The organism is Acinetobacter junii, from assembly GCF_018336855.1.
Classification (GTDB): domain Bacteria; phylum Pseudomonadota; class Gammaproteobacteria; order Pseudomonadales; family Moraxellaceae; genus Acinetobacter; species Acinetobacter junii.
This window is the reverse complement of sequence record NZ_CP059558.1, coordinates 2,573,265-2,594,287: the sequence shown is the minus strand read 5'-3', so window position 1 is coordinate 2,594,287 and position 21,023 is coordinate 2,573,265. Positions and strand designations below refer to the sequence as shown.

The following is a 21,023-nucleotide window of genomic DNA, read 5'->3' as shown; positions in this document are numbered from 1 at the left end:
CCCTTAAACTTGTGAAGTAGCTTTTTGTTCAGTTTTTGAAGAGTCAGCTTGTTTTTGTTCATTTGCTTTAGGGGCAGCATTTTGACCTTGTGATGCTTGAGGTTGGTAAGGCTTAGCCTTAACTTCTTGACCTTCTTTTACCTTTGCAACACCATCCACAATAACTTTATCACCAGCTTTTAAACCATCGGTAATAATCCAGTCTTGACCTTGAACCCCTGCTGTCGTCACTGGTCGAGTCTCTACAGCACCTTTCGCATTGACTACCATAGCAATTGCTTGTCCTGTAGGTAAGCGAGTTACAGCTGCTTGTGGAATCAGATATGCATTAGGTAGAACTGCTTGAGAAATTTTTGCAGTTGCGTACATACCAGGTAATAACAAGTGATTTGGATTTGGGAAAACGGCACGTAAAGTCACTGATCCTGTTTCAGGGTTAACACTTGCACCAGAGAATGCGAGTTGTCCTTCGATAGGATAATCTGAACCATCTTCAAGTGTGAGTTTGACGCGAGTATTATTACTACTATCTAAACTACCTTTACTCAACTGCTGACGTAAACGGAGCATTTCAGCACTTGATTGATTGATATCTACATAGATTGGATCAAGTTGTTGGATTGTCACCAACGGATCTGCTTGGTTTGCAGTAACTAAAGCACCAGAAGTTACCGAAGAACGACTAGATTGTCCTGAGATTGGTGCGCGAACAGTTGAATAACCTAAAGTAATTTCAGCATTTTTCAATGCTGCCTGAGCTGCAGCTACATCTGCTTCAGCCAATTTTACTTGAGCATTAATATCATCATATTCTTGTTTAGAAACGGCGTTAGTACCAACCAATTGGCGATAACGATTTTCTTTCACACGCAATGCATTTAAATTAGCTTGCTGACGTAATAAAGCTGCACGAGCATTGTCAGCAGTTGCACGGTTGGTATTAGCATCTATTTGATAAAGCGCTTGACCTGCTTCGACATAACTGCCTTCAGCAAATAAACGCTTTAAAATAACGCCCCCCGTTTGTGGACGAACTTCTGATATTTGATACGCAGAAGTGCGCCCAGAAAGTTCAACATTTTGTTCAACACTTTGTGGTTGAGCAACGATAACACCAACTTCTGGAGGCGGCATTTTTTGAGCAGCAGCAGCTTGCTGTTCATCTTTAGGATCTTTGCTACAACCAACAAGCGCAATGCTTGTTGCTAATGCGCAAGCAGTTAGGGCAGGTGCCCAAAGCTTAGCCGACATCATTGTTCCACCTCAATTTAGATTTTTTATCTAAAAACAAATTGTTGCTGAAATTGCTTTGATACAGCCAAAACCAAAGCAACGAAGTCAAAATCAACCCAATACCCCAACCAGCCAATACATCAGTTGGATAATGAACCCCTGCATAAACTCTAGATATCCCCATGATTATTAACCATAAAACAGATACTAAAACGATACTGGAACGATATTTGTGCTGTTGTGATAGCAACAGAACTAAACTCGATAGGGTTGCAGCATACAGGCTATGGGCACTTGGGAAGGATGCTCCATAACTTTGAACTAAATGATAAAACGCCAATGGTCTTGGTCGATCAATGCCCCATTTCAGAAGCCAACCAATCACAATGCTACCGATCACGCTCAGGGCGACAAATATGGCCTTTTTATAGTTTTTCTTTCGAATTTGATGGATACAAAAAAACGACGTTAAAACCAGTAAAAAGGGCATGCCTCCTAGGCGAGAAAACAGAACGGCTACGTGGTTAAGCGCAAACGAACGGTGTTCAAATAGCATTTGAACACCTCTAAGGTCTAAATTTGATATGCTTGGAGAAAACAGCCCAATCACACCGATTATCAAAAAAATGCAACCAATACAAAACAGTAGGTACGGCATGCGAACCTCATTATTTGCTTAACCATTGTTCAGGGTTATATAATGTTTGAAAGTGTACTTGCGAGTACACTTTTGGTCAAGTCTTGAAATTTTATGATAATTTCATTTTCAGATTTTTTTAAGGTTCAGTAAAAAAACATAACAAAAATTGATTAATGTCTCACTTTTTGTTCACTTGATGCATCATCATCTACTTCGATTGGTTGCTTTGGTGGCCAAAAGAAATCACTTGGTCGTGTTAAGAAGTGCGTGAGTACCAATTTTGCCAATGGTTTCCATTGTGCGAAACGTACGCGACGAGCGCGTAAAGCAACAATAATAGTCAAAGTAAAGCTAACAAATAGGTTGGTTAAACCAATGAGCATGACACCAAGAAACGATACAAGGATTAGACCAATATCAGGTGATCCACTAATAGTCATTAAGCCTTGTATAAAATTTGCAGATGCAAATGCAATGTGACGAATATCTAGTGGTAAGCCTAAAATAAAACCAATGGTTCCCATACTTCCAAGCATAATGCCGAACAAAAAGTTACCAGCTAAAGCACCTAAGTTGGTTTCGATATAATTAGCAAACTTATCCAGTCTTTCTTGTCCCATTAAACGTTTCAAACGAAGATGCTGTTTTAATCGAGGACCTACCTTTCGATATACGGCTAGGTTATCGAAATATCCTGCAAGTAAACCTGATAAAAATAAGCACACACCAGCAATTGCTGCATGTGGAACGGCCAAAGAAGTGAACGGATTTAAGGAGTGCAGTGTTTTACTTGCTTTAACAGGTGAAAGCAAAGGTTCATGTAAGTTGTATTGCCATAAGAAAGTAATAAGTGCAGCTACTGGAATCGCAATCGAGATATTGCCGAGGATGGCCACAAATTGAGTACGAATAATATTGATAATTAAAGCTGCGAGTTCTGCAATTTGTGCGGTTTTACTGCCTTTTTGATGTTGTACTGTTGCTGCGAGCGCAGCAGCTGTCATTGCTGGTTGTTTAGTTGCAACGGTGAAATGCAGCACATGAATCAGCATAAAACCCAACGCATAGTTCATGCTATATAGAAATGCATGTCCAAATGGAGCCAAGACCAAACGCGCTGTCAGTATTTTTAAGGTTGCCATGGTCGCAATAATTGCACCTGCACCCGCAGCAGCCTTATACATTCCCCAAAAGCCAGCTTTGTCAGTACTTACATAATGTTCGCCTGTCTTACTTGCATTCTCAGTAACTTGTAACGCAATTAACTCACTGGTAGAACTCAGTAAGTGACGCACACTTTTTTCATCATAATTCGCTTGAGTTAGATCTGTGATTAACTCACCCAATGATCGGTATCGAATTTCATTTTTGCTGACCAATAAACTAAGCAATAATTCAATTCGATCAAGTGCTTGTTCCAAAAGCGAGAGTAAATAAGTCAAACTGATACTTACACCAATACGCTTGGTTGCTCTGCGGATTTTGAGTACAACTTCGCGACATTGATCCAGCATAACAAATGCTTGTGATGCATCAGGAGGCGGGAGAACTACAATGCTATCTTGATCTTCGATCTGCTTTTTATACTTCTCAATAAATTCGACAATTTCTCGGTTTTGAACCAGAAAAGGAGATTCATATTCAATAATGTCAGGTAAGGCATTAATAAACTCAGGATATAAGCCAATGCCACTGATTCGATATGAAAGAACAGTAATCGCTTTTATTAATTCATTTTTAGAATAGAGTTTTTCTTTACTATTGCTATGACTTTCACTGATTAGGCTAAATAAACGAATCCAATCTTGTGTATCAATTAAAGCTAACCAATCGCTATCAGTTTCTTGGTGAAAAACTTTACCCACTAATGTTCTGAGTTGCTGACCATCTTCAATTAAAGGAAGAAAATGAGCGCCTAATCGTTGGCTTAACTGGTTCCAAAAGCCATCCAAAGAGAGAATGCCACTGTCGGCATACAAGCTAATTTGTTTATATTGGCTAATCAGACGCAATAAAAAGTTTTGAAGCAAAATGGAGGATGCAGGAGTGGGTAATAAAATCCTAACCAATGCATCAATACGTGATTTTACTTCATTGGCATCGTTAGGATCAGCTGGTCGTATACGATTGACCAGTTCAATAATTAGGTTTTCGTCAAGAGCAGCTTGAGGTAGTTCAAGCTGTTCCTGCATTTTTAAAAATAAATCAGATAAATTTAAATGCATAGGCAATTAGAACATCATTGGAGTCGGTGTAAGGCCATTAAGGTTAAATTGATCAGTGCTTGTCGATATTCATTATCAGGTAAGGCTTTTAAAGCCTCTAATGCGCCATCCGTTTCTTGTTGGGCACGCTTTTGGCAATATTCGATTGCGCCCGAGTTATGCACGATTTGAATAACTTTATCTAGATGCTCGATACCACCAGTGGCGATACTACGACGGATAATCTCATGTTCTTCACCTGTCGAATGAGCTAATGCTGAAATTAACGGTAAAGTAGGTTTACCTTCCATCAAATCATCACCAATATTTTTACCTAATGTTTCAGCATCAGATGTGTAATCCAAAATATCATCAATAATTTGAAAAGCATTACCAAAATGACCTGCGAAGCGACGAAGAGGTTCACGGTACTCTTCTGTACCTGCCAAAATAGCTGCGCCTTCAGTAGCAAGTTCAAACAAACGAGATGTTTTACCATGAATAATGCGTAAATATGTTTCTTCGGTTGTTTCGGGTTGATGCTGAGATTGAAGTTGTAAAACTTCACCTTCAGCAATTTCACATGTGCCCGTAGAGAAATCTTTTAATAGCGTGATGTTATTTAAATCAACCAATAGATCAAATGAACGTGCTATTAAGAAATCACCCACCAAAACAGCAGTTTGATTGTTCCACGTTGCATTTGCGGTTGGGCGACCACGGCGGAGGTTTGATTCATCGACGACATCATCATGCACTAAAGTTGCGGTATGAAGCATTTCAATGATGGCAGCTAAATGTTGTGCTTGCTGCATATTTGCCAATCCACAAGCTTTTGCAGCCAGTAAACACATGATTGGACGCATACGCTTCCCACCAGCTTCTACGACGTGTTTGCTTACAGACATGACTAAGCCAACTTTAGAGCTAATTCCTTCATTGATCAGGTAATCCATCGCAGCAAAATCTGTCGCAACAGGGGAAAGAACGTCTTGCTTAAAATCGATAACCATATGAAGAAAAACCTCGTATAGGTGGGTAGTGCGCTAAGTGTATCAATTAATCTGTTGCTAAACAGTTATACAGGCTGTGTAATCCGTCATTTAAAACATTATGATGAGTTTTTTGGTCTTAATTTAGACAGAAAAAAGAGCTTGCCCACCAAACATCATTACTTTACTTATGACTTTGTAAAAACACAGTTTGTTATTGTCGCAATTTGTTTTTAAAAATGTATTGCAAATCACAGAAAGAATCAATCAAAACTGTAGAACTTCAATCTAATTGATTTTATTAGAAAATCTAAAAATTGATTGAATCTATTTGCATTTGTATAAAATGACTTGTTGTTTGATCAAATTTCACTTAAAATTTGTCCCCTTATATAACCCCAGTGGCGTTCGTTTTAAGATCGATATATCCCTTTATCGACACGACGACACGGGCATGTTGGAGTACATATGTACGCAGTAATCCAAAGCGGTGGTAAACAGCACCGTGTTGTTGAGGGTGAAACCCTTAAAGTAGAATTATTGAAAGCTGAAACTGGCGCAACTATCACGTTTGATGACGTGTTAATGGTTGTAAACGGTGACAACATTCAAATCGGTGCTCCAGTTGTAGCTGGCGCAAAAGTAACTGCAGAAGTAGTTGGCCATGGTCGTCACGACAAAATCCGCATCATCAAAATGCGTCGTCGTAAACACTACCGTAAGCAACAAGGTCACCGTCAATGGTTTACCGAGTTGAAAATTACTGGTATCGCAGGCTAACACGAGGAGTAAATAGACATGGCAACTAAAAAAGCCGGTGGATCGACGAAGAACGGTCGTGATTCGAATCCTAAGATGTTAGGTGTTAAAGTTTACGGTGGTCAAACTGTAACTGCTGGTAACATCATCGTTCGTCAACGTGGTACAGAGTTCCACGCTGGTGCAAATGTTGGTATGGGCCGTGACCATACTTTATTTGCTACTGCTGACGGCGTAGTAAAATTTGAAGTGAAAGGTCAATTTGGCCGTCGCTATGTAACTGTTGAAGCGTAAGTTTTAATAGTTCAGAAAAACCCGCTTTTAGCGGGTTTTTTTATGAGTATACATTTTATAAGGTGTCTAATTTGAATAGTGTCCGAATTTTCCTGTCTTAATATCATCATAAGCCTGTAAAATTTCATCATAACTATTCATGACGAAAGGACCTTGTCCATTAATTGGCTCGTTTAAGGGTTGTGCTGATAAAAATAATAAATCACAGTTTTCTAGAGCGTTGATTTGAACGTCAGTTCCTAAGCTCGACATGACAGCCATCGCTTGTTCTTCGAGAGATTCTTCATCAGAAGAAAACTGTACTTTACCTTTACGCAAATAGATCAAGGTTGTCGCACCCTCGGCAGCAGGTAATGTAATTTGTTGGTCTTTCACAAGATGTATGTCAAAGACATTCATTGCAGTAAATGTTTTTGCGATTCCAGTTGTTTGATTTAACTCACCAGCAACTACGCGAATATAGCTAGCTTGATCATCGAGAATAATTTTAGGGATATCTTCATTTAATAAACTTTGATAGCGAGGGGCAGACATTTTGTCTTTGGCAGGTAAATTTACCCAGAGTTGTACCATTTCAAATGGACCACCACTTTCACGAAACTCGGAACTAAACTGTTCTATGTGTTGTATTCCAGAGGCAGCAGTCATCCACTGAACATCACCTCGTTTGATCAAGCCACCGCCACCTGTGGAGTCCTTATGTTGTAATTCACCTGCAAATACAAAGGTCACGGTTTCAAAACCGCGATGTGGATGTTCATTTACGCCTTTCTTTTTGCTTTTAGGTTCGAGTTTTCCTGGTCCTAAATGATCAAGCAGTAGAAAGGGCGATGTTGTATTACCAAGTTCATGGTAAGAGAATACTGAAAGTGCAGGGTAAAAGTCGCCAATAGCGAATCGAGTGTCATTTCGATGGATGAATGCAAGACTTTTCATAGTTTATGCTTATTTTATAAATTCTAGTAAGACTATCAAAAAGTTGATTCAGGTCTACTCTATTCTTTATTAATAATTCCTATATCAAAAAATTTAGCTACATGATTGATTTTAAAATCTTGTCAAATTGTGGATTTGCATCCTTACAATTTCTACATAAAGACCGCATCTTCATACATAATGCTGAACTTTGCGACACGAAATACACAAAACCTGTGCTTTTCTTCATTTTTTTAATGATTAAAAACAGTAAGATGTCGTCATAACAGTAGAAATCTGATAGAAGGTTCATTTTATGAATTTCGTAAAAAAAATGGCATATGCTGCAACAATTGGTGCAATGACACTGTCTCCAGTTGTGAGTACACAGTTATCTGCTGCACCAACAGCAGCATCTGCTCAGCAAGCAACCTCAAGTTTGGTGAAGCAGTTATCTGGCTTGCAACGTTTAACAGCAGATTTTGAACAAACTACAAAAGTTACAAACAGTAAGCCGAGCAAAAATAAAAGCTTAACTGCACAACATATGAATCAAACTTTCAAAGGTACAATGAAAGTAGAACGTCCTGGAAAGTTTTATTGGGAAACGACTAGCCCAGCGAAGCAGACCATTGTGACCACAGGTAAGCTTGTTTGGATTTATGATCCAGATTTACAACAAGCTGTTCGTCAGAGTTTAGATGATCAAATTGCCAATACACCAGCACTATTGTTATCAGGCAATACTAATCAGATCATGCAGTCTTATCGTGTGACGCAGCCTGACCGCACTAAACTTTATTACACTTTATATCCAAAACAAGAAGACAGTGCTTTCCAAAGCATGACCATTAGTTTTGGCGCAAATAAAGCACCAAACCTGATGATTTTACAGGATTCTTTAGGTCAAACGACTTATGTTCGATTCAGTAACATTAAAGTCAATCCAAAGATCCCTGCATCAGTCTTTAATTTTGCACCGCCTAAAGGTACAGATATTATTGATCAGTAATCAGTTAAAAAAAGCCGCATATTTGCGGCTTTTTCTTGTCTGAAAGATACATTTTTAAATTTTATATCCTTACAAGGCTTTGTATAGTGAAGAAAAACATCAGAGACTTGCATGACGATGAATACTTCACAATTATCAAAACTTATTCCAATTCTTATAGTTGTTGCTTTAGTCGGATGCCAACCTAAACAAGAATCATCCAAAGAAACTGCAAAATTAGACATACCATTAATCCAAGCAAAAGTAATTCCAATTAAGCTTCCCAAGCAAAAAGTTTGTTTGGAGGATGGTTGTACCAATTACGATTTGCAAACCGTCGAAACCAATCAAAAATGGATCGATGAATATTTTGTCAATCGTATGAAAAAAGCTGAGCCGAATGCTTTTGCTAATCTTCCTGATCAGAAAGTTAAAGTTCCTGCAGATGAACCTTCATTGAGTGAGAGTAGTACATACGTTCGTTTTATAGGACAAAATTATAATTTAGCGACATTTGCGATTCAGTCGTATTCATATTCTGCTGGCGCAGCACATGGTATGTCACATCAAGAGTTTGTGAATTTTGATCTTTCTAATAAAAAACATATCACTGTCAGTGAATTGATTAAACCTGAGATGAATACCAAACTGCGTGATGAACTATATGCGTCTAATCAGAACTGGTTAGAAGATCATAATATTAAAAAACAAGATTTACAGCTCAGTGACAATTATTACTATGGAGTGAATGGTATTGTTTTTGTCTATCCTTTATATGAGCTTGCATCTTATGCTGAAGGAATGAGTGAGTTAACGTTGCCCTATTATGCAGCGAAACAGTTTATTAAAGCTGAATATTTACCAAGTTTACCAAAAGAACCAAATTAATTGATTTTCAGCATCTCAACCTGCGTAGGTGCTGAGTCTTTGTTGTCTATCGCTGTATTTTTTTGGGTTAAAGCCTTACACTATAGCCAGTTTTTTCTCTATTCATGATTGATTATGATTGACCCAAAATTACTCAGAAATAATATTGAAGCAGTAAACGCTGCTTTAGCAAAACGTGGTGTTCAGCTTAATGCGCAAGAATGGGCTGATTTAGAAGTTCGCCGTAAAGAATTGCAGTCAAAAGCTGAGAATTTACAAGCTGAACGCAATGCGGGTGCTAAACAAGTTGGTCAAATCAAAAAGTCTGGTGGAGATGCTTCCGAAATCATGGCACGTATGTCTGCCATTGGTGACGAAATCAAAGCTGCTGAAGTTGCTTTGGCAGAACTTCAAACTGAGTTAGAACAAAAATCACTGGCGATTCCAAACCTGCCTGATGAATCTGTACCTGAAGGTAAAGATGAAAGTGATAATTTAGAAATCTTGAAATGGGGTACACCACGCCAGTTTGATTTCGAAATTAAAGATCACACTGATCTCGGTGAATGGATGGGTGGTCTTGAATTTGAGACTGCAACAAAACTAACAGGTTCTCGCTTCAGCGTGTTGAAAGGTCCATTGGCTCGTTTGCAACGTGCTCTGACTCAATTCATGCTAGATACACATACGCTTAAAAATGGTTATACCGAAGCTTATGTACCTTACTTAGTAAATGCAGATACTTTACGTGGTACAGGACAATTACCTAAGTTTGAAGAGGATTTATTCAAGCTTCAAGGTGAAAAGGAATACTACCTGATTCCTACTGCCGAAGTGCCGATTACTAACTTTGTGCGCGATGAAATCATTGATGCAGATCGTTTACCGTTAAAATATGCTGCACATACACCATGTTTCCGTAGTGAGGCTGGTTCTTATGGTCGTGATACCCGTGGTTTAATTCGTCAGCATCAATTCGATAAGGTCGAAATGGTGCAAATCGTTAAGCCTGAGCACTCTATGCAGGCACTTGAAGAATTAACTGCACATGCAGAGGGCATTTTACAGGCACTTGGTTTGCCATACCGTAAGATTTTGCTCTGCGGTGGTGATATGGGCTTTGGCGCAACTAAGACTTATGACCTCGAAGTGTGGGTACCGAGCCAAAATACCTATCGTGAAATCTCTAGTTGTTCAAATATGGGTGATTTCCAAGCGCGTCGTATGAAAGCACGTTATCGTGTAGATCAGAAGAAGATCGAATTGGTGCATACATTGAATGGTTCAGGTCTTGCGGTGGGTCGTACCTTGCTTGCGGTAATGGAAAATTATCAACGTGCAGATGGTTCAATCGAGATTCCAGAAGTTTTACGTCCATATATGGGCGGCGTAAGCTTCATTGATTAAAACATGCATCGATTTTGTGCATAGTTTTTGCTTTAGTTCAATCAGATAGAAAATATAGAAGAGGCTAGATGTGGAAATATTTCCAATCTCTTTAAAGTTGCAACAGCAACGTTGTCTGATTGTAGGCGGTGGGCGTATTGCCTATCGTAAAGCAAGTTTATTGGTCAAAGCAGGTGCAATCATTGATGTGGTTGCACCTGAGATTGAACCTGATTTAATGATTTTAGTTGAGAAATCAACGGGTCAGTATATCCAAGAAAGCTTCTCAGAATCTGTACTTGATACTCGCTATCGCTTAGTGATTGCTGCGACAGACCAAGCAGATGTAAATAAAGCCGTATTTGATCATTGTGAGCAGCGCAATATTTTAGTCAATAGTGTTGATGACATACCTAATTGCCGTTTCATGGTACCTGCAATCATTGATCGTTCACCTTTAGTGATTTCTGTTGCGTCTAATGGGGCATCGCCAGTATTGTCTCGACAATTGCGTACACAGATTGAAACTATTGTGCCGCATGGGATGGGTAAACTCGCTGAGTTTTCTGGACAATGGCGTAAGCATGTTAAAGAAAAAATTTCTAACCCAGATGAGCGACGTATCTTTTGGGAAAATTTATATGCAAGTCCTCTAAAAGAACAAGTTTTCAATGACAATCTTGAGCTTGCAAATCAACTGATCCAGCAAGCTCTAACTGAATGGTCTGCACCTAAAGGTGAAGTATATCTTGTTGGTGCGGGACCTGGTGACCCAGAGTTATTGACACTCAAAGCGTTGCGTTTGATGCAACAAGCTGATGTTGTGATCTATGATCGTTTGGTTTCAGGTCCGATTTTAGATTTGTGTCGTCGTGATGCCGAAAAAATTTATGTGGGTAAAGCACGTTCAAATCATTCTGTTCCGCAAGAAGGCATTAATGCTTTGTTGGTTGAATATGCACAACAAGGTAAGCGTGTTTGCCGTTTAAAGGGCGGTGATCCATTTATTTTTGGGCGTGGCGGTGAAGAGATTCAAGAATTGGTCGAAGCCAATGTGACATTCCAAGTTGTGCCAGGGATTACCGCGGCTTCAGGTTGCTCCGCTTATGCAGGGATTCCGTTAACACATCGTGATTATGCGCAAAGTGTGCGGTTTTTAACAGGACATTTAAAAGAAGGTTCACCTGAGTTGCCTTGGAGTGAATTGGTCTATGAAAACCAAACTTTAGTTCTGTACATGGGCTTGGTTGGATTAGAACGCATTTGTGAGCAACTCATTGCACATGGTCAACGTCCAACGATGCCTGTTGCATTGATTTCTAAAGGTACAACGCCTGAACAAAAAGTTGTTGTTGGAACTTTGGCTGATATTGCAACAAAGGTATCTGAACATCATATCGTAGCACCGACTTTAACTATTATTGGTGAAGTTGTGAGCCTACGAGAACAGTTAAAATGGCAATAAATCTTTCCTAATCCCACTTTAGAAAGAGAGTGAGTTCCTCTCTTTTTTAAAGGGTGACTAGGAGGGATTATGAAAAGTAGAGAAAATTTGTGATTCATGTGGTCCTATACGAACCTGAGATTCCAGCAAATACAGGTAATATCATTCGTTTATGCGCTAATACAGGTGCTCAGCTACATTTAGTCAAACCTTTAGGTTTTGAGCTAGATGATAAAAAATTGAAGCGCGCAGGTTTGGACTATCATGAATGGGCAAGAATGTTGATATGGGACAATATTGAGTTGTGTCTTGCTGATCTCAAATCTAAAGGTGTTGAGCATGTCTTTCCACTGACGACCAAGGGCAGTGCGACACCACATACAGTTGATCTCAATCGTCCAGTTGCTTTATTGATGGGACCTGAAACTAGAGGTTTGCCTGAGCATGTCCGAATGATGTTCCCACAAGAGCAGTGGATAAGATTACCAATGGCTGAAAACTCAAGAAGTTTAAATCTATCTAATGCAACTGCTGTTATTGTCTATGAAGCTTGGCGTCAACAAGGATTTAAAGCTTTAGTTTAATTTATTGCTCAAGTGCTAAAACGACTTAAAGTGATCTATTTTAAGTCGTTTTCTTGTTTGGGGCTTGAATCAAATTTTTGTTGAGCTGATATCACTTTTTCAATATTAGTTTCAGCCCAATCTTTTAACTGAAATGCCATTTTGGCAACTTCATGTCCTAATGGTGTTAATGAATAATCAACACGTATTGGAGAGGTATTTTGGACTTGTCTTTGGATAAATCCATCTCTCTCTAGCATTTTTAGTTTTTGAGACAGTACTTTAGGTGAAATACCTTGAATATTTTTCTTTAAAAGATTGAAGTGCTGAGTTTCGTCTGCGAGGACATTGATAATCAGTAAAACCCATTTGTCAGCAATTTTTTCAAAAAATAACCGAGCAGGGCAATGTTGTTGATAAATATTATATTTTAAAGCGGTATTCATCTTTTTAACCCAGTATTTAATGCGAATAGCAACATAGTTACCAATTGGTAACTAATTGACACCTAGTTTCTAAAATATATCATTAAATCGAACTTTTTTGAAATTATAAGGACTCTCTCATGTCAAACATTGCTGTTGTTTATTATTCTGGTTATGGACATACGAAAGTTATTGCTGAAACATTTGCTCAAAGCATACAAGCAGATTTAATCGAAATTGATCAAAATGGTGATATTTCAGAACAAGATTGGCAGCTGCTAAATCAAGCACAGGGGATCGTTTTTGGTACACCAACATATATGGGAGCAGCGCCTTGGCAATTTAAGAAATTCGCTGATGCATCTTCTAAAATCTGGTTTACACAGGGCTGGAAAGATAAAGTTTTTGCAGGTTTTACCAATAGTGCAAGTTTAAATGGTGATAAACAAGTTACCTTAATCCATTTACAAACTTTAGCCTCTCAACATGGTGGAATTTGGGTAAGTTTAGGCTTATTACCAGCAAATACTAAAACAGCAACCCGTGAGGATGTGAACAATTTAGGTGGTTCTGTTGGTTTATTAGTACAAACTCCATCAGATGCAGGTGTTGATGAAATTCCTTCAGGTGATTTGGAAACAGCTAAGCTCTATGCAAAACGAGTTAAAGATATTGTTGAAAAAATTCATGCATCTTAATAGATGATAATAAAAAAGGCGCATGAAGCGCCTTTTTTTATGATGTTGATTAAAGTTTATCATCAAACTCATTATGCTGAGGTGCAGAATATTTGAAGCCTTTAGTTTTATAACCAAGGTATAACACACCAAACATAGCCCACCATAAGCCATATTTTAGTGAGGTATCTTCAATTTCTAACCACAATGCAAAGATACTGATGAATCCCATTAAAGGAATCACAACGAAGTTTAAAATATCTTTAAGATTTTTAGTTCGTCCATCACGTAATGCATAACGAGAAATAACTGATAAATTGACAAACGTAAATGCAGTTAAAGCACCAAAGCTGATCAATGAAATAACGGTATCAAGGCTCATAAATCCAGCACATAGCGCGACTGCACCTACGATCATGATGTTGTATGACGGCGTAAAGTTCTTTGGACTAATATGACCAAAGATTTTTTTATTAATCACGCCATCACGACCCATCACATACATCAAGCGCGATACCCCTGCATGCGCAGAAATACCAGATGCCATTACTGTCACGATTGCAAAAGCAAGAACATAAGACTGGAACAATGAGCCACCAACTAGGAGTAAAATGTCAGGCTGTGTTGCTGCGACATCTTGGAAGTAAGTTTTAGGATCATTTGGAAAGTAAATTTGCATGAAATATGTGCTGATGATAAACACGATCCCTGCAAATAGAGCAGTCAAGAAAATAGCTTTTGGAAGCGTTTTTTTGGTATCTTTGGTTTCTTCTGCAAGTGAACTTAAAGAGTCAAACCCTGTAAACGAGAAACAAAGTAAGGTTGCACCAGTAATTAATGCGCCAACTGAGGTTAACTCGTTCCAAAATGGTTCAAGACTCCAAAGCTGATAGCGAGTTTCTGCTGTTATTGGTCCTTCTGCGTTAAGTCCCATTTGTAATTTGCTATAAACTAAATAGGTAAATACAGCAATCACAATCAGCTGGACTAAAACAATCATGCTGTTGAAATTAGCAACAAACTTGGCGCCACGTAAGTTTACGCCAGTCATGAACGCAGTCAAAACAATAACCCAAACCCAATGATTTACACTTGGAAATAATGCTTCAAGATAAATCACTGCAAGGATAATATTGACCATTGGTGAGAGTAAATAATCTAACCAAGATGACCAACCTACCATAAAACCAACATTGGGATGAATGGATTTTTGCGCGTAGGTATATGCCGAACCAGACGATGGATAGCGGCGAATCATGTGACCATAGCTCAAAGATGTGAACAAAATTGCAATTAAGGCCACTATGTATGAGGTAGGAACATGATGATGACTTTCTTCTGATACTAGACCAAAAGTGTCAAACAAAGTCATAGGTTGAATATAAGCTAAACCAATAATGATAATGTGCCAGAGACCTAGCGTTTTTTGCAGTTTAGCTGCCGATTGAGTCCCAGAGATATTTGTCAACGGCGTTATCCTCATAATCGTTGATCAAGGATCAGCTATGGTTTAAGGATCATTTGAGACGAAATGATCCCCCCTACAGAAAAAAGAAGTCCGCCAATCTATCCTAAATTGGTATTCATTGTCAGTACTTTTATGCTTTTTTTAGCAATTTTTTTGCCAATTGTGGAGAAAAAAAGATGAATAAAAGTTCACCTAAATTTTAAAAGCCCCGATCACTTTATATGATCAGGACTTTTTCTGCATGATTTATGATCTAAATCAATTAATTACCAAGCTTTTTGCAAGATAGCACGTAGATCTTTTAAGCTTGCTTCTTTTGGATTGAAAATGATTGAACCATCATTCAACGCTTTTTCAGCAACATCATCAAGTTGAGCTTCAGTGACTTTACCAGTTTCACGCAAATTGCGAGGTAACTTAGTTAAGCTGAATAAACGATCACGCATTGTTAGGATTGTAGCAATCGCTTTGTCCGCACGTTGATTCGCAGGGGTTTGAGCATAAATGTCAGCGCCTGCTAACGGAAGCAATAATTCACCAATCTTATTGCCATTCACTTCTTTGTTGTATTCAAGCACATATGGCAAGAACAAGTTCATGCATAGACCGTGAGGCAGATGAGCTACCGCACCTAAAGCATGACCTAAAGAGTGAACTAAACCAACCATTGAGTTCGAGAACGCAATACCAGCCATTGTTGATGCTTGTGCAAGCTCTAAACGACCTTGTGGTTCACTAGGATTATCTAGAACTTTAAACAAGTTTTCGCTGATTTTTTTGATAGCAGCACTTGCATAAGCATCACTTAGAGGGTTAGCAGCCAAACACGTATAGGCTTCAACAGCATGTGTCATCGCATCCATCGCAGTCATAGCTGTAAGATGCGGTGGTAAGGTCTGAGTCATACGTGGATCAAGGATTGCAGCATGTGGCATTAGATAATATGACGTAAATGGGATTTTTACGTTCTTTTCTAAGTCTGAAACAACAGCAACCATTGTTACTTCTGAACCCGTGCCAGATGTCGTTGGAATCACGAAGAACGGTTTCAATGGTTTTGATAGGTTATGTGCACCTGAGTATTGTAGTAAATCATTACCACCTTCAGATACCAGAATGTTAGTAGCTTTAGAGGTATCAATAACTGAACCACCACCAATTGCAATAATCGCATCACATTTTTGTTTGCGATAAAGTTCTGCTGCTAAACGAACAACTTCTAAGCTTGAATCTGGTGGTACATCATCAAAAATTGCACCAATAACAGCATCAGTCGTACTGAAAGCAGCTTCAATTGGATTTAATAAGCCATTTGCGCGAACACCCTTGTCAGTAATGATCATTGGGCGTTTTGCACCTAAAGTTGCAAGTTCAAAAGGGATATGCTCTAACGCGGCATTACCAGCAATTACTTTTACAGGGCAGAAAAATTCGTAATAAGGCTTAGCCATGTTAAGCACTCCGTTGGAAATATGATTTAGCGACTTTAAGGTAAATATTTTTAGCACCCGTGAATTTTTCTTTTAATGTCAATTCGGCTGGGTAACGTTTTACTGCGAGTGAAGCAATTAACTTAGGTAAGATCAGTGCTTCCATTTTATTTAAGCAACGGACAAGGCGAATCGCACTTGATACATCACCATCCGCAATCATTCGGTCATTTGCAAAGGCTTGAGCTGTGCTTTCTTGGAAAGAAAAAACTAAGAAGGCATGAGTCAGATGCTTAAATGTAATGGTTAAATCAGGCTTACCTTTGTAATTTGGTAATAGCTCTAATTGTTTTTCTTCTGTTACCCGAGCGATAAATGCAGGACCATTAGGAAAAACATTCATCGAGAGTATAAAGCCCACAGGAAATTTAGAAACTTCCTCTTGAACTTCACTGTCCACTTGGCTTGCCATTACTAAACCACGACCAACAACGTCCATCATGAGTTTTACGTAGGCAAATTGCAAAGTGGGCTTCACTGCTTTGGTCGAAATCACTTGCGTATCCCTTGTTAAAATTATGCAAAAGCAAATTTAGAGTATTTACTCTAATTTATTTCTCTAGATTTTAAAAGTAATTTATTCAGATTTGACTTCAAGGTCATTAAACAAATCTGCATTTTTAAAATATTCAACGAAATCATTACAGAGCTGCTCGAAATTTGGATAATCTTCAAGCAAGTCTTGTAAGCGTACCATTTCTAAACCTGCGTATCCACAAGGATTAATGGTTTGAAAACCACTAAGATCACAATCAATATTTAGCGCAAGCCCGTGATAACTCCTTCCTCTTCTAATTTTAAAACCTAAAGACCCAATCTTACGTCCATCAACATAGACTCCTGGGGCATCTGGTTTGGCATAAGCATTGATATCGTATTTCTTGAGTAAATCGATCATCGCTTGTTCAGCGAAGCTAACTAAAGTTCTGACATGCCATTTCAAACGATTAAGATCAAACAGGAAGTAGGCAACCAATTGTCCTTTACCATGCCACGTCACTTGACCACCACGATCTGTATGCACAACAGGAAGTTGAGTATGCATGAGAATATGTTCTGGTTTACCTGCTTGTCCTTGAGTTAGAACATCTTGATGTTGGAGTAGCCAAAGCTCATCAGGTGTTGTTTTATCACGATGAGTTGTAAAATCTTTCATCGCTTCAAATCGTGTCGTGTAATCTTGTAGATCCTGAAAACATCGAATGATTAAGGATGGTTTATCAAGGTTCGTCACAATAAACTTCCTTTGATTGAATAAATACTTTTTTGCGGAAAATCTGCTCTAACTGATCGTTTGTCGTTTCATGTGGATTTGCACAATTCGACCACTCACGAATGAGTTGAATTTGGGCATATTGAACTGCGTTTTTGCTTTTTAATTTAATATCAAAATCTTTGCTGCGTTTCATGAGAAATTGTGGATCATTACCTAATTTTAACTCTAATTGATTTTCACGTTGCAGAGAAAGTTTGGCATTGTTAATCAGTGATAGCTTATCTTGTGCATTTAAAGCTTTGGCTTGGTTTAAACATTGTGGTGCAAAAGTCGAAGTGAGTAACTTCGTAGGCTGTGTAAATGCGAGAGCTGTCAAATAATTATGTTGGTATTCCTGATCTAGATTTTGAATAAGCTCTTTTTTGAGTTGCTGAAATTCTTTAATAGGCAAGGGGTGTAAATTATTTAATGCTTCCTTCTGTACTTTGTATTCTTCTTGAATTGCAATTAAATTGATCTTAGCAATGTCATCTGGGTGAAAGGCATAAGATTTACTATTTAATTGTGTCGAATGACGTGATTGCATCATTTTAATCGTGTCATTTAATTGTTTAACTGTGAATTTATTGGTGTCATAAACTCCTTTATATTCACATAGCTCATTTTGCCAAGAAAAAGTTGCTGTTTTCGCATCACTGATAGATGGGATAAATACCGTAAATAATGATAGTAAAATTCGTTGCGTTTTCATCAGCTATTTCGCAATCATAAATCGAAAAAGAAAGAATAATATAGAAGTGTTATGAATGGTTTAACTGATCAGAGGTTTTATTTGCACACATAAAAAATCCAAAACACTTTCGTATTTTGGATTCCTTGATTATAGCGCTGTCTTAATTAATGGACAGGCAGCAAGATCAGCATATAGTGCATGAACTTGTTCTAATTCTTCAAAGCGTAATTGCGCAGTTAAAGAATGATATTTACCTGTGCGAGATGCTTGAACAGTAACTGTTTCACCATCAAACTCAGGGAAGTGCTTCTGCAAAATATCAACAACAGCCACTCGAAGTTCATCCCCTGCATTACCAATCAATTTGATTGGATAGTCCATTGGGAAAACCCAAAGATGTTCTTGCAATTCACGAGAAGGAGTGCGGTCTAACATGAGCAACCTCTTAATTTGAAACGCCTGCATCAGTGCAGGCGCTTATGATCTAATACAATAATGGGGACAAAGCACTAGACTTCAACCCCTAAATCAAAGCCTACAGAATGCGCTGTTAGAGCTTTGATTTTTGAGTAAAACACACTCAATATTAGTCGTTTTCCAAGAATGAACGTAAGTGTTCAGAACGAGAAGGGTGGCGAAGTTTACGTAACGCTTTCGCTTCAATCTGACGGATACGCTCACGCGTTACATCAAACTGCTTACCTACTTCTTCTAAAGTATGGTCAGTTGGCATATCAATACCAAAACGCATCTTCAAAACTTTTGCTTCACGTTCAGTTAAGTTTTCAAGTACTTCACGAGTCGCTTCTTTTAAGCCTTCCGAGGTCGCAGCATCCACTGGTGAAGTGATGTTTGAATCCTCGATGAAGTCACCAAGATGCGAATCTTCATCATCACCGATTGGTGTTTCCATCGAAATCGGTTCTTTTGCGATTTTAAGTACTTTACGAACTTTAACTTCGTCCATTTCTAAACGTTCGCCTAATTCTTCAGGTGTTGGTTCGCGACCCATTTCTTGAAGAAGTTGACGAGATACACGGTTGATCTTGTTGATCGTCTCAATCATGTGTACTGGGATACGAATAGTACGCGCTTGATCGGCAATAGAACGAGTAATTGCCTGACGAATCCACCACGTAGCGTAAGTCGAGAATTTATAACCACGACGGTATTCAAACTTATCTACGGCTTTCATCAAACCAATGTTACCTTCTTGAATAAGATCAAGGAATTGTAAACCACGGTTCGTGTATTTTTTCGCAATCGAAATTACCAAACGTAAGTTGGCTTCAACCATTTCTTTCTTAGCACGACGGGCTTTTGCTTCACCTACGGCCATACGTTTAGAAATATCTTTAATTTCTTTCACGTTTAGATCTAGTTCTTTTTCGATGTCAGCAATCTTTTGTTGGAATGCAAGTACATCTGGGCGAACTTTTTCAAGGTGTGGTTTGATTTCAGCAGGTGCCTTAGCAATTTGTTCATCTAACCAAGCAGGATTTGATTCTTGCTCTGGGAACGTTGTACGGAACTGATTGCGATCCATACGGCCTCGACGTACAGCATAACGCATAATCTCACGTTCATTTGCACGAATTTGATCATGTGTGCCACGAATCATTTCTGAAATAATGTCAAATAAACGTGGAGTAAATTTGAACATCATGAACACAGCTGCTAGAGATTCAAGCGCAGCTTTCGCTTCTTCGCTGCTACGACCGTGTTTTTCAATAATCGCTTTGGTGTCATTCCAAGCAGATTCTAATTCTGTAAAACGAACTTTTGCGACTTCTGGATCAGGACCTGAATCACCTTCAGAATCATCATCACCTTCAGACTCTTCATCTTCATCATCATCGTCGAGTTTTACATCTTTTGCTGGTGCTGCTGGAGTTTCATCATCCTCAAGCACAGCTTCTTCTTCCAGTACTTCTGGAATATCATCATCTGTTTCTGGATCTAAATAGCCAGAAAGAATATCGGCAAGACGACGCTCGCCAGTTAAAAAATCATTATATTCTTGTAAAACGACTTCAACAGCATTTGGCCAGTAAGCGATCGAGTGTAAAACGTCACGGATACCTTCTTCGATACGTTTTGCAATACTGATTTCGCCTTCGCGAGTAAGAAGTTCAACTGTACCCATTTCGCGCATATACATACGAACAGGGTCAGTCGTACGACCAGGCTCACTTTCAACTGAAGCCAATACTGCAGCAGCTTCTTCTTCTGCAACTTCATCAGCAGCCTCAGTCGATTCGCCAAACATCGCATCGTCAGTTTCTGGCGCACGTTCATGCACAGGAATACCAACGTCTTGAAGCATCTGAATGATGTCTTCAATCTGTTCGCTTTCTGTAATCGAGTCCGGGAGATGATCGTTAACCTCAGCGTAAGTTAAGTAACCTTGTTCTTTGCCTCGGCTAATCAGAGCCGCTACTTGAGAAGTAGGGGAATGCATATCGCTCATCTTTGCTTACTCTTTGTTGAATCTGTGGCGGTGAAAAACCGTGCATGATAGCACAATTCACGTCGAATGTTTTGGATTTGATCCGTTTGTCTTAAATAAAAAAATAGGTTTGATTTCACGGTAGTTTGTTGGATATGGGGTTGAGTATTATTTTTTCAAGCAGCAAGTCCATTGAAAGTGATTATATTTCATTGTTGTTGCCCTCCATCTATAAATACACAAAAAAAGCGCTGAAAAAAAGTACAAATCACCGATT

The 21,023-nt window shown here is 38.7% G+C and carries 21 protein-coding genes; 8 read left to right on the top strand and 13 right to left on the bottom strand.

Annotated elements, in window-relative coordinates; all coding sequences use genetic code 11:
• Nucleotides 1-3: 3 nt before the first annotated feature.
• The 4 genes from H2677_RS11950 to sdsA form a co-directional block, all read right to left on the bottom strand.
• Nucleotides 4-1,254, bottom strand: a complete 1,251-nt coding sequence (locus H2677_RS11950) for an efflux RND transporter periplasmic adaptor subunit (RefSeq protein ID WP_125298498.1) — start codon at nt 1,252-1,254, stop codon at nt 4-6.
• Nucleotides 1,241-1,891 carry a phosphatase PAP2 family protein gene (locus H2677_RS11945; protein ID WP_212638629.1) on the bottom strand — a complete coding sequence of 217 codons (651 nt, stop codon included), beginning with the start codon at nt 1,889-1,891 and terminating at the stop codon, nt 1,241-1,243. The genes H2677_RS11950 and H2677_RS11945 overlap by 14 nt, the downstream gene beginning before the upstream one ends.
• Before the next feature lie 152 nt (nt 1,892-2,043).
• Nucleotides 2,044-4,098 carry a site-specific recombinase gene (locus tag H2677_RS11940; protein ID WP_212639610.1) on the bottom strand — a complete coding sequence of 685 codons (2,055 nt, stop codon included), beginning with the start codon at nt 4,096-4,098 and terminating at the stop codon, nt 2,044-2,046.
• A 14-nt stretch (nt 4,099-4,112) separates the two neighbouring features.
• Nucleotides 4,113-5,090 (bottom strand): All-trans-nonaprenyl-diphosphate synthase, encoded by a 978-nt coding sequence (gene sdsA / locus H2677_RS11935; RefSeq protein WP_004950751.1) that lies wholly within the window; start codon nt 5,088-5,090, stop codon nt 4,113-4,115.
• A 447-nt stretch (nt 5,091-5,537) separates the two neighbouring features.
• Here sdsA and rplU point away from each other — a divergent pair, with 447 nt between their 5' ends.
• Nucleotides 5,538-5,849 carry a 50S ribosomal protein L21 gene (gene rplU, locus H2677_RS11930; protein WP_004652230.1) on the top strand — a complete coding sequence of 104 codons (312 nt, stop codon included), beginning with the start codon at nt 5,538-5,540 and terminating at the stop codon, nt 5,847-5,849.
• Nucleotides 5,850-5,867: 18 nt separating this feature from the next.
• Nucleotides 5,868-6,122 carry a 50S ribosomal protein L27 gene (gene rpmA / locus H2677_RS11925; protein ID WP_004640422.1) on the top strand — a complete coding sequence of 85 codons (255 nt, stop codon included), beginning with the start codon at nt 5,868-5,870 and terminating at the stop codon, nt 6,120-6,122.
• Nucleotides 6,123-6,188: 66 nt separating this feature from the next.
• On the opposite strand, the gene H2677_RS11920 is transcribed toward rpmA, so the two are convergent.
• Nucleotides 6,189-7,058, bottom strand: coding sequence for a pirin family protein (locus tag H2677_RS11920; protein WP_129263717.1), 870 nt, complete (start codon nt 7,056-7,058; stop codon nt 6,189-6,191).
• 295 nt (nt 7,059-7,353) lie between these two features.
• On the opposite strand from H2677_RS11920, the gene lolA reads away from it, so the two are divergent.
• From lolA to H2677_RS11895, 5 genes are all read left to right on the top strand, one after another.
• Nucleotides 7,354-8,049 (top strand): outer membrane lipoprotein chaperone LolA, encoded by a 696-nt coding sequence (lolA, locus tag H2677_RS11915; protein ID WP_212638628.1) that lies wholly within the window; start codon nt 7,354-7,356, stop codon nt 8,047-8,049.
• Nucleotides 8,050-8,160: 111 nt separating this feature from the next.
• The gene (locus tag H2677_RS11910) at nt 8,161-8,916 is read left to right on the top strand and encodes an RsiV family protein (RefSeq protein WP_168154240.1); all 756 of its coding nucleotides are present in this window, start codon (nt 8,161-8,163) and stop codon (nt 8,914-8,916) included.
• Between the two features lie 114 nt (nt 8,917-9,030).
• Nucleotides 9,031-10,302, top strand: coding sequence for a serine--tRNA ligase (gene serS / locus H2677_RS11905; RefSeq protein WP_004908431.1), 1,272 nt, complete (start codon nt 9,031-9,033; stop codon nt 10,300-10,302).
• 70 nt (nt 10,303-10,372) lie between these two features.
• Nucleotides 10,373-11,746, top strand: coding sequence for a siroheme synthase CysG (gene cysG, locus H2677_RS11900; RefSeq protein WP_212638627.1), 1,374 nt, complete (start codon nt 10,373-10,375; stop codon nt 11,744-11,746).
• Between the two features lie 89 nt (nt 11,747-11,835).
• On the top strand, nt 11,836-12,309 hold the full coding sequence (locus H2677_RS11895; RefSeq protein WP_004908427.1) for a tRNA (cytidine(34)-2'-O)-methyltransferase: 474 nt from the start codon (nt 11,836-11,838) through the stop codon (nt 12,307-12,309).
• A gap of 35 nt (nt 12,310-12,344) precedes the next feature.
• Here H2677_RS11895 and H2677_RS11890 read toward each other — a convergent pair whose 3' ends face one another.
• Nucleotides 12,345-12,734 carry a winged helix-turn-helix transcriptional regulator gene (locus H2677_RS11890; RefSeq protein ID WP_125298494.1) on the bottom strand — a complete coding sequence of 130 codons (390 nt, stop codon included), beginning with the start codon at nt 12,732-12,734 and terminating at the stop codon, nt 12,345-12,347.
• Nucleotides 12,735-12,853: 119 nt separating this feature from the next.
• On the opposite strand from H2677_RS11890, the gene H2677_RS11885 reads away from it, so the two are divergent.
• Entirely contained in the window at nt 12,854-13,411 is a 558-nt protein-coding gene (locus H2677_RS11885; protein ID WP_125298493.1) for a flavodoxin family protein, read from the top strand.
• Nucleotides 13,412-13,460: 49 nt separating this feature from the next.
• Here the strand turns inward: H2677_RS11885 and H2677_RS11880 are convergent, their stop codons facing one another.
• From H2677_RS11880 to rpoD, 7 genes are all read right to left on the bottom strand, one after another.
• A complete protein-coding gene (locus H2677_RS11880) occupies nt 13,461-14,873 on the bottom strand; it encodes an APC family permease (protein ID WP_212638626.1) in 1,413 nt (470 codons plus the stop codon).
• Nucleotides 14,874-15,124: 251 nt separating this feature from the next.
• Complete coding sequence (locus tag H2677_RS11875; RefSeq protein WP_004908412.1) at nt 15,125-16,309, bottom strand: iron-containing alcohol dehydrogenase; 1,185 nt, start codon at nt 16,307-16,309, stop codon at nt 15,125-15,127.
• A 1-nt stretch (nt 16,310) separates the two neighbouring features.
• Nucleotides 16,311-16,844 carry a hypothetical protein gene (locus H2677_RS11870; protein WP_004908410.1) on the bottom strand — a complete coding sequence of 178 codons (534 nt, stop codon included), beginning with the start codon at nt 16,842-16,844 and terminating at the stop codon, nt 16,311-16,313.
• Nucleotides 16,845-16,925: 81 nt separating this feature from the next.
• On the bottom strand, nt 16,926-17,582 hold the full coding sequence (lipB, locus tag H2677_RS11865) for a lipoyl(octanoyl) transferase LipB (protein ID WP_099949036.1): 657 nt from the start codon (nt 17,580-17,582) through the stop codon (nt 16,926-16,928).
• Nucleotides 17,569-18,315: a hypothetical protein gene (locus H2677_RS11860; protein ID WP_099949035.1), complete on the bottom strand. Its 747-nt coding sequence runs from the start codon at nt 18,313-18,315 to the stop codon at nt 17,569-17,571. The genes lipB and H2677_RS11860 overlap by 14 nt, the downstream gene beginning before the upstream one ends.
• Before the next feature lie 129 nt (nt 18,316-18,444).
• Complete coding sequence (locus H2677_RS11855; RefSeq protein WP_004950773.1) at nt 18,445-18,732, bottom strand: YbeD family protein; 288 nt, start codon at nt 18,730-18,732, stop codon at nt 18,445-18,447.
• A 151-nt stretch (nt 18,733-18,883) separates the two neighbouring features.
• Nucleotides 18,884-20,767, bottom strand: a complete 1,884-nt coding sequence (rpoD, locus tag H2677_RS11850) for an RNA polymerase sigma factor RpoD (protein WP_004950775.1) — start codon at nt 20,765-20,767, stop codon at nt 18,884-18,886.
• Nucleotides 20,768-21,023: the final 256 nt, after the last annotated feature.

What these genes read in the sequence shown, in the direction of transcription:
- H2677_RS11890 (WP_125298494.1), bottom strand. Translation starts at nt 12,734, where the DNA reads ATGAATACCGCTTTAAAATATAATATTTATCAACAACATTGCCCTGCT.
- H2677_RS11875 (WP_004908412.1), bottom strand. Translation starts at nt 16,309, where the DNA reads ATGGCTAAGCCTTATTACGAATTTTTCTGCCCTGTAAAAGTAATTGCT.
- H2677_RS11940 (WP_212639610.1), bottom strand. Translation starts at nt 4,098, where the DNA reads ATGCATTTAAATTTATCTGATTTATTTTTAAAAATGCAGGAACAGCTT.
- H2677_RS11910 (WP_168154240.1), top strand. Translation starts at nt 8,161, where the DNA reads ATGACGATGAATACTTCACAATTATCAAAACTTATTCCAATTCTTATA.
- H2677_RS11920 (WP_129263717.1), bottom strand. Translation starts at nt 7,058, where the DNA reads ATGAAAAGTCTTGCATTCATCCATCGAAATGACACTCGATTCGCTATT.
- H2677_RS11885 (WP_125298493.1), top strand. Translation starts at nt 12,854, where the DNA reads ATGTCAAACATTGCTGTTGTTTATTATTCTGGTTATGGACATACGAAA.
- H2677_RS11860 (WP_099949035.1), bottom strand. Translation starts at nt 18,315, where the DNA reads ATGAAAACGCAACGAATTTTACTATCATTATTTACGGTATTTATCCCA.
- lolA (WP_212638628.1), top strand. Translation starts at nt 7,354, where the DNA reads ATGAATTTCGTAAAAAAAATGGCATATGCTGCAACAATTGGTGCAATG.
- rplU (WP_004652230.1), top strand. Translation starts at nt 5,538, where the DNA reads ATGTACGCAGTAATCCAAAGCGGTGGTAAACAGCACCGTGTTGTTGAG.
- serS (WP_004908431.1), top strand. Translation starts at nt 9,031, where the DNA reads ATGATTGACCCAAAATTACTCAGAAATAATATTGAAGCAGTAAACGCT.
- sdsA (WP_004950751.1), bottom strand. Translation starts at nt 5,090, where the DNA reads ATGGTTATCGATTTTAAGCAAGACGTTCTTTCCCCTGTTGCGACAGAT.
- H2677_RS11880 (WP_212638626.1), bottom strand. Translation starts at nt 14,873, where the DNA reads ATGAGGATAACGCCGTTGACAAATATCTCTGGGACTCAATCGGCAGCT.
- H2677_RS11855 (WP_004950773.1), bottom strand. Translation starts at nt 18,732, where the DNA reads ATGTTAGACCGCACTCCTTCTCGTGAATTGCAAGAACATCTTTGGGTT.
- H2677_RS11950 (WP_125298498.1), bottom strand. Translation starts at nt 1,254, where the DNA reads ATGATGTCGGCTAAGCTTTGGGCACCTGCCCTAACTGCTTGCGCATTA.
- H2677_RS11945 (WP_212638629.1), bottom strand. Translation starts at nt 1,891, where the DNA reads ATGCCGTACCTACTGTTTTGTATTGGTTGCATTTTTTTGATAATCGGT.
- rpoD (WP_004950775.1), bottom strand. Translation starts at nt 20,767, where the DNA reads ATGAGCGATATGCATTCCCCTACTTCTCAAGTAGCGGCTCTGATTAGC.
- rpmA (WP_004640422.1), top strand. Translation starts at nt 5,868, where the DNA reads ATGGCAACTAAAAAAGCCGGTGGATCGACGAAGAACGGTCGTGATTCG.